Origin of the sequence: Komagataeibacter xylinus (genome assembly GCF_009834365.1) — a bacterium.
In the GTDB taxonomy this organism is placed as follows: domain Bacteria; phylum Pseudomonadota; class Alphaproteobacteria; order Acetobacterales; family Acetobacteraceae; genus Komagataeibacter; species Komagataeibacter xylinus_D.
The window spans coordinates 98363-111993 of the sequence record NZ_CP041350.1 but is presented as its reverse complement, the minus strand read 5'-3'; the positions used below and the strand labels follow the sequence as shown (position 1 = coordinate 111993).

9 protein-coding genes and 2 pseudogenes are annotated in these 13631 nt (G+C 58.7%); 7 read left to right on the top strand and 4 right to left on the bottom strand.

Annotated features, from left to right (window positions below; translation table 11 throughout):
- Positions 1–2: 2 nt before the first annotated feature.
- From nirB to FMA36_RS18520, 3 genes and pseudogenes are all read right to left on the bottom strand, one after another.
- Positions 3–2899 (bottom strand): annotated as a pseudogene (gene nirB / locus FMA36_RS18530) (nitrite reductase large subunit NirB).
- 29 nt (positions 2900–2928) lie between these two features.
- Complete coding sequence (locus FMA36_RS18525; RefSeq protein ID WP_159264406.1) at positions 2929–4569, bottom strand: alginate export family protein; 1641 nt, start codon at positions 4567–4569, stop codon at positions 2929–2931.
- 22 nt (positions 4570–4591) lie between these two features.
- Positions 4592–5812, bottom strand: coding sequence for a nitrate/nitrite transporter (locus tag FMA36_RS18520; RefSeq protein WP_053323963.1), 1221 nt, complete (start codon positions 5810–5812; stop codon positions 4592–4594).
- A 461-nt stretch (positions 5813–6273) separates the two neighbouring features.
- Between FMA36_RS18520 and FMA36_RS18515 the strand changes: the two genes are divergently transcribed.
- From FMA36_RS18515 to FMA36_RS18505, 3 genes are all read left to right on the top strand, one after another.
- Positions 6274–6462, top strand: a complete 189-nt coding sequence (locus FMA36_RS18515) for a hypothetical protein (RefSeq protein ID WP_019092494.1) — start codon at positions 6274–6276, stop codon at positions 6460–6462.
- A 221-nt stretch (positions 6463–6683) separates the two neighbouring features.
- Positions 6684–7892: an NO-inducible flavohemoprotein gene (gene hmpA, locus FMA36_RS18510; RefSeq protein ID WP_130732827.1), complete on the top strand. Its 1209-nt coding sequence runs from the start codon at positions 6684–6686 to the stop codon at positions 7890–7892.
- A gap of 2 nt (positions 7893–7894) precedes the next feature.
- Positions 7895–8263 carry a DUF488 domain-containing protein gene (locus FMA36_RS18505; RefSeq protein ID WP_019092496.1) on the top strand — a complete coding sequence of 123 codons (369 nt, stop codon included), beginning with the start codon at positions 7895–7897 and terminating at the stop codon, positions 8261–8263.
- A 21-nt stretch (positions 8264–8284) separates the two neighbouring features.
- On the opposite strand, the gene FMA36_RS18500 is transcribed toward FMA36_RS18505, so the two are convergent.
- The gene (locus FMA36_RS18500; protein WP_019092497.1) at positions 8285–8830 is read right to left on the bottom strand and encodes a helix-turn-helix domain-containing protein; all 546 of its coding nucleotides are present in this window, start codon (positions 8828–8830) and stop codon (positions 8285–8287) included.
- A 369-nt stretch (positions 8831–9199) separates the two neighbouring features.
- On the opposite strand from FMA36_RS18500, the gene FMA36_RS19265 reads away from it, so the two are divergent.
- The 4 genes and pseudogenes from FMA36_RS19265 to FMA36_RS18485 all read left to right on the top strand — a co-directional run bounded on the left by FMA36_RS19265 (position 9200) and on the right by FMA36_RS18485 (position 12890).
- Positions 9200–9376, top strand: a complete 177-nt coding sequence (locus tag FMA36_RS19265; RefSeq protein ID WP_019092498.1) for a hypothetical protein — start codon at positions 9200–9202, stop codon at positions 9374–9376.
- Positions 9377–9426: 50 nt separating this feature from the next.
- The gene (locus FMA36_RS18495; RefSeq protein WP_019092710.1) at positions 9427–10527 is read left to right on the top strand and encodes an IS630 family transposase; all 1101 of its coding nucleotides are present in this window, start codon (positions 9427–9429) and stop codon (positions 10525–10527) included.
- Between the two features lie 53 nt (positions 10528–10580).
- Positions 10581–11731: pseudogene (locus FMA36_RS18490) on the top strand (IS1182 family transposase); the annotation flags it as partial.
- Positions 11732–11802: 71 nt separating this feature from the next.
- A protein-coding gene (locus FMA36_RS18485; protein ID WP_159264404.1) for an IS3 family transposase occupies positions 11803–12890 on the top strand; the annotation gives its coding sequence in 2 pieces (ribosomal slippage) (positions 11803–12064 and positions 12064–12890; 1089 coding nt in all).
- Positions 12891–13631: the final 741 nt, after the last annotated feature.

Below are 13631 nucleotides of genomic sequence, written 5' to 3'. Positions count from 1 at the left end.
GATCAGGCCGGAATGGGTTCCGGCGTGGCTGTAGCCGTCCGGGCCCGGATCGCCACTTTCCCGTTTTCCACGCGGGCGTCCCATGTCCGCAGCCGGACGGCGGGATCCTCCAGGCACTGTCCATCTTCCAGACGGAAATGCTGTTTGTAGAGCGGGGAGGCCACCACCACCTGTCCCTTCAGGTCGCCCATGATGCCGCGCCCGATTACATTGGCGTTTGAAAACGGATCATGGTTGTCGATCGCATAGACCCGGGCGGGCACGCCCTGCGTTGCAGGTAGGTAGAACAGGGCAATCTGGCTTCCGTCATGCCAGGCTACGACACCTGATTTTGCCACCAGGTCATCAAGTCCGCACAGTTCGGTCCAGTCATGCGGGCCGGCTGATGCTACGGTTTCGGGCAGGTTTTCGGCCGGACGGACCTGATCGCGCTCGGGAATGGTGCGGATGTTCGGGTCGGGGCGGCTGTCATTGACGAAGGTGCGGAACCGCTTGAGTTTTTCACGGTCCGTCAGCGCGTCGCGCCACTCGCAGTGATAGTGGTCCACCACCATCTGCATCTGCCGTTCCAGTTCCGCGCAGATGCCAAGGCTGTCGTTGATGATGACATCCTTGAGGTAATCCAGCCCGCCTTCAAGATTTTCACGCCAGACCGAGGTACGCTGCAGCTTGTCCGCTGTCCGGATATAGAACATCAGGAAACGGTCGATGTATTTCACCAGCGTCTGTGCATCGAGATCAGTCGCGAACAGTTCCGCATGGCGCGGGCGCATGCCGCCATTGCCGCAAACGTAAAGATTCCACCCATTCTCGGTTGCGATCACCCCCACATCCTTGCTCTGTGCCTCGGCACATTCGCGGGTGCAGCCGGACACGGCGAATTTGAGCTTGTGCGGCGAACGCAGGCCCTTGTAACGGTTTTCCAGATCCAGCGCCTTGCCCACACTGTCCTGCACGCCATAGCGGCACCATGTGCTGCCAACACAGGACTTTACGGTCCGGGTGGACTTGCCATAGGCCTGCCCGGTCTCGAAGCCTGCTTCCAGCAGTTCAGCCCAGATATCGGGCAACTGGTCCAGTTGCGCACCGAACAGATCGATACGCTGGCCGCCAGTGATCTTGGTATAGAGACCGTATTTCTTTGCTACCTGGCCCAGGACAATCAGCTTGTCCGGTGTGATCTCACCGCCCGCAATGCGGGGTACGACCGAATAGGTGCCGTTTTTCTGCATGTTGGCCATGAACGTGTCGTTCGTGTCCTGCAGCGGAATATAGAGCGGGTCCGTAATCGGCTTGTTCCACGCCGATGCCAGGATGGAACCGACAGCGGGCTTGCAGATATCGCAGCCCAGGCCACCATTGCCGTATTGCGTCATCAGGTCTTCAAAAGTCTGGATTCCATGCACACGGACAAGCGAGTACAGTTCCTGCCGCGTGTAGGAGAAATGTTCGCACAGGCTGTGGTCCACCGCAATGCCGCGCGCTTCGAGTTCGGTCTCGAACACGTTCTTGAGCAGGCCCGAACACCCGCCGCAGCCGGTACTGGCCTTTGTGTACTGCTTCAGGGCGGCAATATCCGTACAGCCGCCTTCAATGGCGGTGCAGATCGCCCCTTTCGTCACGTTGTGGCACGAACAGATCATGGCCGTATCGGGCAGCGCGTCAGCGCCCAGCAGGTCCGCTCCCTCCCCACGCGGCAGGATCAGGGCCGCGGGGTCCGCCGGGGGTTTGATGGCGTTCTGTACATATTGCACGATCGTGTCGTAATAGGCGTTATCCCCACCAGCACGGCCCCGATCACACGACTGCCATCATCCGAGAGCACAAGGCGGCGGTAGGATCCGTCCACTTCCCCGATGAAACGGTAGCTCCGACTACCCGGTGTCGCGCCATGCGCATCGCCAATCGAGCCGACATCCACACCCAGCAGCTTGAGCTTGGTGGACATGTCCGCACCGGTAAAGGCAGCTTCTTCTCCCGCCAGGGTGGATGCGAGCGTGCGCGCCATGGTGTAGCCCGGTGCCACCAGGCCAAAAACCTGCCCGTTCCAGCACGCGCATTCCCCGATTGCGTAGATTGCCGGGTCGGACGTACGGCATTGCCCGTCGATCACAACACCGCCGCGCGGACCGATGGCAAGCCCGCAGTCACGTGCCAGCTTATCCTGCGCGCGGATGCCTGCGGAAAAGACCACCAGATCGGTTTCAAGGAATGTACCATCGGCAAAGACAAGGCGGTGACGATGTGTCTCGCCCGCGGTGATCTGCTGCGTGGCATGGGATGTAAGCACTTCGATCCCCAGTGCCTCGATCCGCTGCTTCAGGGCCTGACCACCATCATCATCAAGCTGCACGGGCATGAGGCGCGGCGCGAATTCCACAACGGCCGTGGACAGGCCCAGCCCCGACAGCGCATTGGCTGCCTCCAGCCCCAGCAGGCCGCCGCCAATGACCACGCCGTGCGATGCGCCCTCTGCTGCAGCCCGGATCATGTCAAGGTCATCCAGCGTGCGATAGACCAGCCCCGCTGTGCCTGTATTGCCCGGAACCGGCGGCACGAACGGCGTGGAACCAGTGGCAAGGATCAACGTGTCGTAAGGTAGCGGGCCTTCGGCGCTTTCCACCATCCGGGCCGCGCGGTCGATGCGGGTCACCCTGACGCCACGGTGCAGGGTCAGGCCGTGGTGGGTATGGAAATCATCCACATGCAGGCGCAGCGCCAGCGCGTCGCGTCCGCTCATATATTCGGTCAGGTGCACACGGTCATAGGCATCGTGAAGTTCGTCACCAAAAATGTGAATCGCGCAGTCCTCATGCAGACCATGCGCCACAAGTTGTTCGGCACAGTAATGGCCAACCATACCGTTGCCGATGATGACGATGTTTCGCGTTCCGGTCATGTTCGTTTCCCCTATCGTACAATCGGCTGTCAGAATTTGAATTCCATGGTCTGCATGTAGAATGCCCCGTCCTTCGCCCCCGCACGGTGCATCCCCTGCGATGCGACGAAGCCTGCGATATCGTGCGTCCATGTCCAGTGGGGCGCGAAATTCCACGCAAGCTGTGTCTGGGGCGTGGTGCCAATGAACCCGCCCAAAAGCCCGTTGCGCCAGCTATAGATCTTGCCGGTGCCATACACTGCATCCTGCGTGCTTTCGCGCCAGAAAACGGGAACATGCAGCTTGAGACGCAGGTTCGCCAGTGGCGCTGCCGTAATGACCGGCCCGATGCCGACGAGGTTCTGCGATGTCAGGGCCAGTGTCACGTCATTATAATACGGCAGCGGGAAATAGGGCGTAGCAAATGTGCCGACCGCGCCATCCTGACTATGGTAGGACCCGCCTGAAAACAGGTCGCCCTGCAATGCGATGGACGGTTTTGCCTTCAGGCTTTTTGCCGTCCATCCCAATGTCCCGTTAACGGCATAGGCGCGCACTGCGCGTGTTGCGCCCCCGCTGGCGGGACGGAATTCGCCGCCCTGGAACACGCCCGTCAGGCTGATATCGAAGGGGCCGACATTCCCCCACATGCGTGCACCGATATTGTCGCGGCGGGTCGATCCGGCCTGCGTGCCCGTTGTGGTGGCCAGCGCCGCCGATGCACCGTTGAACAGGTAGCCAATGAAGAACACATCAGCAAAAACCTGGCTTTTCTGTCCCATGACCGAAAACTTCGGCAGTGCCGTGGACGTATAGATCCCATACATCCGGGCGTTGTAGTTCGTGCCGTCGGCAAAGACATTGCGCGGCAGCTTGTTGGTCTGCATGAAGTCAAACAGGTCCAGCCGGAAGGATTTCCACACCGCATAGCCACGGAATCCATCCCATGACTGCTGTGCGTTGGTCAGGTCGCGTGCGGACTGCATGGTGACAGGGGCATCGAGAAAGATCTGGCGACCGCCGATCACGCCCATCCGTGCGCCCAGCATCCTGCCTTTTACCTCCAGAATGCCCTGCTGGAGATCCAGCCGTTCGCGCTGCACCCCGGTCTGGTAGCCATAATAATTCGATCCCCCGGCGTCGCCCCACAGGAACTCGGCATAGGCGCGGACATGTTCACCCAGGTGCAGGTCGGCACCATACTGGCTGCGCAGTAGTACGCGGCTGGCGTTGGTCTTGCCCGCGGTTCCCATCTGCGGCTGGTTTTCAAAGGCGTAGCGTAGCCGTTCCTCCCCACTAATGGACAGCCAGATATCGCCCTTGTCCGTCAGGGGAATATATTTCAGGCGGTTGAACCAGTCGTTCCGGCGCTGTTCAGGTGGCGTATTGACAATGTCGCTCCAGTCCTCGGCCCAGCGCGCCTGTCCGAAACCACCAACGGTCCCGAAACCGGCCGCGGCCCCTTTTCCGGCATTGAATGCCCCCCAGTCGGGGCTGTGTGGCAGTGTCACGTGGTGGATGGCCGCCTTCTCAGGTGGACGGGACGAGGTCGGGCGGATACCGGTTGCCGTGACACCCGCGGCGGGTGCCGTGTCGGCAAGGGCCGCATGGCCGGTACACAGGCTGGCAAGAACGGTGGTGAAGCCGACCGTAAGCGAAGCGGGCCGGAGCGCGTCGGAAATACAGGTCACGGGATACGTTCCTGATCTGATATTATGAAGAGGCGGTCGCATCGGCTTCAGCCGACATCCGGGGCCGTTCAGCCGCCCAGCGGCGACGGCACACGCCAACACAGGCAAACGCCACCAGCGTAACCGAGGCAAAGCCCAGGAAGCCGGGACCGTAGGACCCCGTAGCCTGTCGCGCGGCTCCGAGTGATGACGCCAGATAGAACCCGCCAACCCCGCCGCTCATGCCCACCAGCCCGGTCAGGATACCGACGCGGCTGGGGAAACGTGTGGGCACAAGCTGGAAGACCGCGCCATTGCCCAGACCCAGCACGAGCATGCCCAGGAAAAAAGCCGGGAAGGCCAGCCAGATCGTGGGCAGGCCGAACCCGATCACGGCAAAGATGGCGACAGCAAGCGCGAACAGGATGCTCAGGGCGCGTTCGCCGCCGATCCGGTCGGCCATGGCGCCCCCCAGAGGACGCACGAAGGACCCGACAAACACGACCAGCGCCGTACAGCTTCCGGCAATGGCAGGCGGCAGGCCGTACTGGTCGTTGAAATAGATGGTCAGGAACGAGGCAAGCCCCACAAAACCGCCGAATGTCACGCCATAAAAGAACATCAGCAGCCAGCAGTCGCCGCTGCGCAGGACGGGCAGCCACGTCAGCAGACCGCCACTGGAGCGACGCTGCGGCGGTTCACTGGCCAGAAATATAAAGGCGACCAGCACGGCGGTCAGTGGCAGCGTTGCCAGCCCCAGCACATTGACCCAGCCATAAAGCACGGCCAGGCCAGGTGCAAACAGCGAGGCAAGCGCCGTGCCGGAATTGCCGGCCCCGGCAATTCCCAGCGCCGTGCCCTGATATTGTGGCGGATACCATGCGGAGGCCAGCGGCAGCGCAATCGCGAACGACGCCCCGGCGACGCCCAGCACAAGTGCAACCCCGAACAGTGCGCCATAGCTGTGTGGCGCGATCAGCCATGTCAGGAACAGCCCGGCGATGACAAGAATCTGGGCGCCAATCGCGACCCGTCGCGGCCCGAAATGATCGACCAGCGCGCCGGCGAGTACACGCAAAAGCGCACCTGCCAGAACCGGGGTCGCGACCAGCAGGCCCTTCTGACCGGCATTCAGATGCAGGTCGTGAGCAATCGAAATGCCCAGCGGGCCAAGCAGGACCCACACCATGAACGAGACATCGAAATACAGGAACGCCGCAAGAAGGGTACGCGGGTTTCCGGCTTTGAGGAATCCTGTGTCCACGTCATCGCATCCAGTCCCCATCCATCAGGTGTGACGGAGACGCCTTTATTCAGGCACGGAGACCATCGTTGGCCGTCCGGGTGTCGTCGTGATTGTTTGTGCCATTTCCACGTCGTTCACCGCCATTGATGAACGCGTCTTTCAGGAAACCTGTCTGGTATTTAATTGCACGCGGAACAATGCGATGTCAAAACATTTTTCTCGTGTTGTCATGGCAGAATCATATGAGCCAAAGCCGTCGTCCCAGAAAAGATACCTGCCAAACCGCGCAATTTCGAGACATTGCATAAAAGATCGTGGCAGGGGATCGCAATGACCGGCGAGACGGTTTTTGCGTAGATACCACTGGCACAATCGCCCGGTCGTTGGAGCGTGCATTCCGGGAGCGCTTCGCCACCGCGTAAGTGGCCGATCGGACACCCATGCCGCCGCCACCTTCAAGCAAGGCAACATATGGGCGCATGGTTGGACCGATCCCCGAAACCAAGAACGCCATGCACTTCCGCTGGCTTGGATTTACGTCCCAAGATCCGTTCCTGCACACCGTCGCGGTCCACGAATACTCCCGCTTGTGCCCACTGGCTGGCCGGTCATTTGAAATCACCCTGCTGCAAGGATTATGCGGACGGCATCAGGCCATCAACCTGTAAGCAGGCTTCATGCCGCTGAGTGGGAAACGGATGGAGCATGTTCCCGATACGCTGGGCACTGGAGCACCGCGTACGAGATTATGCAGATGTTTTCGGACCACCCAACAAAACGACCCATGCATAAAAGGTATGCGTGGCCATAAAGGTATAAAATATTGACATCTTTAAAGACATCCAGAAAGATATTCCTAAATATATATCTTTAAGAAAGATCGGAAAAAATGGCGTCACCTCTGGATGACAAGACCCGCAGCATCATCAAGGCCTGCGTGCCCGCGCTGGAAGCACATGGTCTGGCGATAACGACGGAAATGTATCGCCGCCTGCTGGCCAATCCAGATATTCGCGATCTGTTCAACATTTCGCACCAGAAGGACGGGGAACAGCCAAAGGCACTGGCGCTTGCAGTGCTGGCCTATGCCCGCAATATCGACAACCTTGGTGCCATGGCCGGTGCGGTCGAACGCATTGCGGAAAAGCATGTCGGGCTGAACATCCTGCCCGAGCACTATCCTTATGTTGCCGATGCCCTGCTGGGCGCCATCGCCCATGTTCTGGGGGATGCGGCAACCCCCGATATCATGGATGCGTGGGGCAAGGCCTACTGGTTCCTGGCTGAAATCCTGATCGGGCGGGAAGAACAGATTTACGTGGCCCATGCCGCGGCCCCCGGTGGCTGGGTTGGCTGGCGTCCCTTCCGTGTCAGCCGCCGCACGGTGGAAAGTGAGACCGTTACCTCCTTCGAACTGGCGCCCGTCGATGGCAAGCCCGTCATGCGCCATGTGCCGGGGCAGTATCTCAGCTTCCGCCTCGACGTGCCGGGATATGGCTCGGAACGGCGGAATTACAGCATTTCTTCCGCACCCGGTTCACAGTCCTACCGCATCAGCGTCCGTCGCATCGACAATGGCGTGGTATCCGACTGGCTGCATGACAGCGTGCAAGAGGGCACGGTGCTGCAGGTTTCCGCTCCGGCGGGTGATTTCACGCTGGGCAACCCGGCCCCCGCACCCATCGTATTCCTCAGCGCGGGTTCTGGCCTGACGCCATTCATTTCCATGCTGGGCGCGCTGGATGCGGCTGCGGCCACGGGCGTGCGTTACATCCACACCACCCGTACGCCCGCAACGGAAGCCTTTGGCCCCTATATCCGCGACCTTGCCGCAAAGGGCATGCTGCGCGCCGATCTGTTCTACAGCCGCGCTACACCGCAGGCAGCACAGGACGCCACAGGCGTCACCACTCACGCAGGCCGCATGACACCAGCATGGCTTACGCACGAAATCGACCGGTCCGCGAGCTATTATATCTGCGGTCCCGACAGCTTCATGCGTGATGCCATCGCCACGCTGAAGGCGGGTGGCGTGCCCGAAAGCCAGATCCGTTTCGAATTCTTCGGTTCCGCGGCGGATGCGGCCCTGGTCGGATAGGCATGGCGCACCCCATCCATGTCAGGCGGGTTTATGACCCGCCCGCACCCGATGATGGCAGCCGCGTGCTGGTGGACCGGCTGTGGCCCCGTGGGGTCAGCAAACAGCGCGCTGACCTGACGCTGTGGCTGAAAGATATCGCGCCCAGCACCGGACTGCGGCAATGGTTCGGGCATGACCCGGCCCGGTGGGACGGGTTTCAGGAACGCTACAGCGCGGAACTGCAGGCCAATCCCAATCCGGTGCAGCAGTTGCTGGACATGGCGCGCGCCGGTCCCATCACCCTGCTGTATGGCGCGCGTGACACGCAGCATAACGAGGCGGTTGTACTGGCCGCCTACCTTCATCGCCTGCTGGACCACGCGTGCTGAACGATACCGCCATTTCCTGTGTCAGCACGGCAGAAGGCATATCCCTTCGACCCGAATGGTCGCGGGTTGACGTGCTCCCCATTTTGTATCCACCCAAAATGAAGAGTTCCCGGTTTTCATGTCTCGAGGTTGATGAGAAGACAAGGGACGTTCGTGTGCAGGTCTTGCACTTAGGTGGTTCCTGACGCTCCGCATGAGGAAACGCGCGGCCTGTGCCACCTGATGAAGCGCAGAAAGGACGATCTCGTAGGCGTTTGATGTCCTGACGCGCTTTCCCAGGGCCTGGTCATACACGTAGCGCGGCGTGTGCTTCACAATGCCCAGGGCATACGCTCGGTTCAGGGCATTGATAACGGTTCGACGACAGGCCCCAGACTTCTCGGCCATCGCCTCATGGCTGGGAAACATGGCCCCATCGTCGCCCATGAATTCTGGCAAAACAGCCAGCGCATGAGCCTCGCCAAGCGTTAGCTTACCTTCCGAACGGAAACGCCGAAGCACGGCCTGAAACCGACGAATGATCTGCCATTTTGTCAGGGGGCGGGAAGTCTTGGAAGCGATGGTCATTGTCTATCCTCACTCGGACTGACCATTTTCTCTTGAGGGAACCACCCAGTTTGGGCTATCGTTCTCTCGGAAAGCTGGCCCGTCCACTTGTACTGGCGGGTCAAGCTGAAAGGTCGGAGTTCGCGCTCCGGCCTTTCGCCGTTTCTGGGGCCTACCTTTCGCCCTTTCCCGAAAAAAAGCAACCTTGCCGAACCTTCATTCGGGGATCGCTAAGGCTCAGCCTTGGCCGCTGGAAATTCGTGAGATTTCCGCGCTCCGCACGACAAACCAAAAGTTTGTATAAGTGCGCCCTTCTGGATTTGGCACCAAACCGGCGCACGGCAAACGAAAGTTTGTGTAAGTGCGCCCTTCCGAAAAAGGGATGATCGGATGAACAAACACCGCCTGATCGAATTCGATTCTGTCGAAGCCGCTCGTGAACCAGATATGCAAAGCGTGCTTTTGGAAATGGCGAAAGAAGATGGAAATGCCGCGGGCATAGAACACGCTCTGAACATCATCTCTGCGGCAAACCAGAAAAACAAATCTGCTCTTAAAAAGCTCTAGTGTCCTGATCGAGAAGTTTATATGATTATCCTGATGGCAGGAGTAATCGAATGGGACGTGTAGCGGTTGCGATTGAACTGACGGCATTGGAGCGTCAGGAACTGGAATCTCTGGCAAGGGCGCGCAAGACGGGCCAGGCGCTTGCGCGGCGAGCCCGTATTGTCCTTGCCGCAGCCGATGGGCATGAGAACAAGGCGATCCGTGACCTGACGGGCGCGGACATCAACACGGTTGGCAAGTGGCGCCGGCGTTTTGCAACGGACCGTCTGGACGGGCTTTACGATGAACCCCGGCCGGGGACACCACGCTCGATCGGCGACGGGGAAATCGCGGAGACGATCCGCCGGACACTGGAAGAAACCCCGCGCGGTGCTACGCATTGGTCGCTGCGCTCGATGGCACAGGCCGTGGGATATGCACCGTCAACGATCCATCGCATCTGGAAAGCGTTCGGGTTACAGCCGCATCGAACAGAGACCTTCAAACTGTCGAACGACCCCCTCTTCGTGGAGAAGGTCCGCGACATCGTTGGTCTGTATATGGCACCGCCGGAGCGTGCGCTGGTACTGTGCGTGGATGAGAAGAGCCAGATCCAGGCGCTGGATCGCAGCCAGCCCATGCTCCCGATGCGGCCCGGCCAGGTCGAGCGGCGGACACATGACTATACCCGCCACGGTACGACCTCACTGTTCGCAGCTCTCGACATTGCCACCGGCACCATCATTGGAAAGTGTTATCCGAAGCACCGATCCACGGAATTCCGCAAATTCCTTGACCAGATCGAAACCAATGTGCCGACTGACCTCGATATCCATCTGGTGATGGATAACTATGCCACCCACAAGACGAAGCTGATCCGTGACTGGTTGGCCAGGCGCCCGCGCTGGCACGTTCATTTTACGCCGACCGGGGCCTCATGGATCAATCAGGTGGAGCGGTTTTTCGCTCTCGTCACTGAAAAGCAGATCAGGCGCGGCATTCACCGTTCGACCGAAGCCCTGGAGGCCGACATCAGGGCTTTCATCGCCGTCCATAACGAACAGCCCAAGCCCTTCAAATGGACCAGATCCGCCGACGACATCCTGCAGGCCGTCAAGCGATTCTGCCTCCGTACTACCAAAATCAGCGAAACTTCAGAATCAGGACACTAGCAGCCTGTCGGGTTGGGGTACCCTGTGAAGGGGTGAGGTTGTAAGGTGGTGAGATGAGCAGCTTCATCCCGTTTGACCGGTCTCAGCCGTATCTTCTGCCTCCTGATCTGAAGTCGTGGCTTCCTGCTGACGATATGGCGCATTTCATTGTCGCAGCCGTTGAGCGGGTTCCGATGAGTGCGTTCTGCGTGCCAGTGCGCACGGGTGGCAAGGCACAGTACCATCCGCGTCTGATGTTGGCCCTTCTGATCTTCAGCTATGCGAACGGGTTGTTTTCCTCACGCCGGATCGAGCGGGCGACATATCGCGACATCGGGGTACGCTTCGTGGCGGCGAACCTGCATCCGGATCATGATACGATTGCGACCTTCCGCCGGACGAACCGGACAGCCATTGAAGCTGCATTTGCGCAGGTCCTGCTTCTGGCGCGCGAGACGGGTCTGCTGCGTCTGGGTGTAGTATCGATCGACGGCACGAAAATTGATGCCGACGCTTCGAAATACCGTTCCCTGCGCTACGACCGGATCAGGGCGCTGCGCGAACAGCTGGCGGTGGATATCGCGAAACTGATGGACCAGGCGGAGCACGCAGATGCCACAGACAGCGATCCGCAGGCATTGCCGGAAGCGCTTGCCCGACGGGAAACACTGAAAGCGAAGCTGGACGAAGCCTGCGCCCGGCTGGAAGCAGAGCGGCGCGATCGGCATACGAGAAAAAGAAGGCGGTGTATGACGCAAAAACAGGGCGTCGCGGCCGGGCGCCCAAACCGCCCGATGATGAACCACCACCCGACCGGCAGATCAGTCTGACCGATCCCGACAGCCGCCTCATGCGGCGCTCGGACGCCCATGAATTCCGGCAGGCTTACAATGCCCAGGCCGTGGTCTGCGCCGAAGGCAGTCAGTTGATCGTGACAACCGACGTTGTCGCCACGTCAGCGGATGCGCCGTCCTTTGCCAGCACCGTGCTGTCGATGGAACACACGATCGGTCTCCCAAAGACAGTGCTCGCCGACACCGGTTACGCCAGCGGGCAGGCGGTCCGGGACCTGCGGAAAAAAGGCATTGATCCGCTGGTCGCCATCGGACGTCCCTGTGCCCGCAGGCCATATGATTTCCGGCCACCTCCTGAAAACACGGAGCCACGCCGGATAACCGAACCCTGGCGGCTTGCCATGAAGGACAGGCTGGAAACAACAGAAGCCGGGTAATCCCCCCATAAAAAGAGTGACTTTTGAATGAGAATTTTCTCAGCGTAAGAATTGAGGAGATTCTGATGGAGAGTGATCGCTTTACTGACGCCCAGATCATGGGTGTGATCCGCCAGGCTGAGGGCGGTGTCCCGGTTCCTGACCTGTGCCGGGAGCATGGGATTAGCAACGCCACGTTTTACCGGTGGCGCGCGAAATATGGCGGCATGGATGCTTCGATGATCAGTCAGATGAAGGCTTTGGAAGAGGAGAACCGTCGGCTGAAGCGCATGTATGCGGATTTGAGCATGCAGACGGATATCCTGAAGGAAGCCCTTGGAAAAAAATGAAGCGGCCAGCCCAGCGCCGGGAACTGGCCGCACAAGCTGTGGCGCATCATGGGGTCAGCATTGCGCTGGCCTGTCGGATTTTTGGGATATCCGAGACCTGCTTTCGCTATCGTCCGCGACTGGCAGCGGAGAACGACAGGATTGCCGCTCTTCTGGTGGGACTGACCCAGGCTCACAGGAGATGGGGATTTGGTCTGTGTTTCCTGTATCTGCGCACTGTGCAGGGACAGCTCTGGAATCATAAGCGGGTTTATCGGATCTATCGGGAACTGGAGTTCAACCTGCGGATTAAACCCCGCAGGCGTCTGGTTCGCGAAAAGCCTGAAAAGCTGTCGGTTCCGGCCCTTCCCAACAGGGTCTGGTCCATGGATTTTATGGCGGACAGGCTGATGGATGGACGTGCTTTTCGGCTCCTGAACATTCTGGATGACTTCAATCGTGAAGGACTGGCGATCGAGGTTGATTTTTCCCTGCCAGCCTGTCGGGTTGTCCGCTGTCTGGAACAGGTTATGGAGTGGCGTGGCAGGCCAGAAGCCATCCGAATGGATAATGGCCCTGAATATGTCAGTCATACGTTGGTTTCATGGGCCGAAAAACAGGGGATTACCCTGATCTATACGCAACCGGGTAATCCGCAGCAGAACGCCTATATTGAACGCTACAACAGAACTGTCCGGCAGGAATGGCTGGAGCAGTATTTGTTTGAAAGCATTCAGGACGTGCAGGAGGTCGCAACACAATGGCTCTGGACATATAACCATGACAGACCCAACATGGGGAACAGCGGGCTAACCCCCGCCCAGAAACTAAAAACAGCTGCCTGAATTCTCATTCAATGCCCCACTAAAAATGGGGGGATTACCAATGAGCACATGTCACTGTTCCTCTTTGGGAGAACCATTCTGCGGCACATGCTGCTGTGCCAGATCTGAAATATCAAAAGCACCTATACCACTCTCTCAAACATCTCCCATCTGAGAAAAACCGAAACGGCCAGACCGTCCCAAAATACATCCACACAACCGTTTTCAAGATCACCGTTCACAGTTCTGTCCTGCGGGTGTTTCTGGGTCTTCACCTTTTCCTCATTCCATATTTTTTCGTCACATGTGGTGGTTTTCTGGTGGTTTCTTGGTTGTTTTTTGGTGGCATCTCCCTTCAGGAAAATATGTGGTGATTTTTTGGTGTTTTTCTGGTGTTTTTTTATCCCTTCTCTCATATGGAATGTGGTGGTTTTTTGGTTGCAAACTGGTGTTTTTCTGGTTGTTTTTTGGTGGTTTTCGCTTTTTGCGGGTTTACTCGCTCACGCTCGCTAAGAGAGGACGCTGTTTTCTGCATAAATGGGTGTGGGAAAGGTCTTTTTTCTGCTCTGTTCTGACGGATTTTGCTCCTTAATCTGGCTATACACATAACGCAGTTCTCCGAACTGCGTAACTCATTGAAAACAAAATACTTTGTGCAGCCTATACATTTTATGTGTCGGACGCGCGTCCGACATTTAATTGATTTTTTGGCTGTTTTCTGTAACTATATGTCCGACAAAATGATGTACATTGAACTGGAGC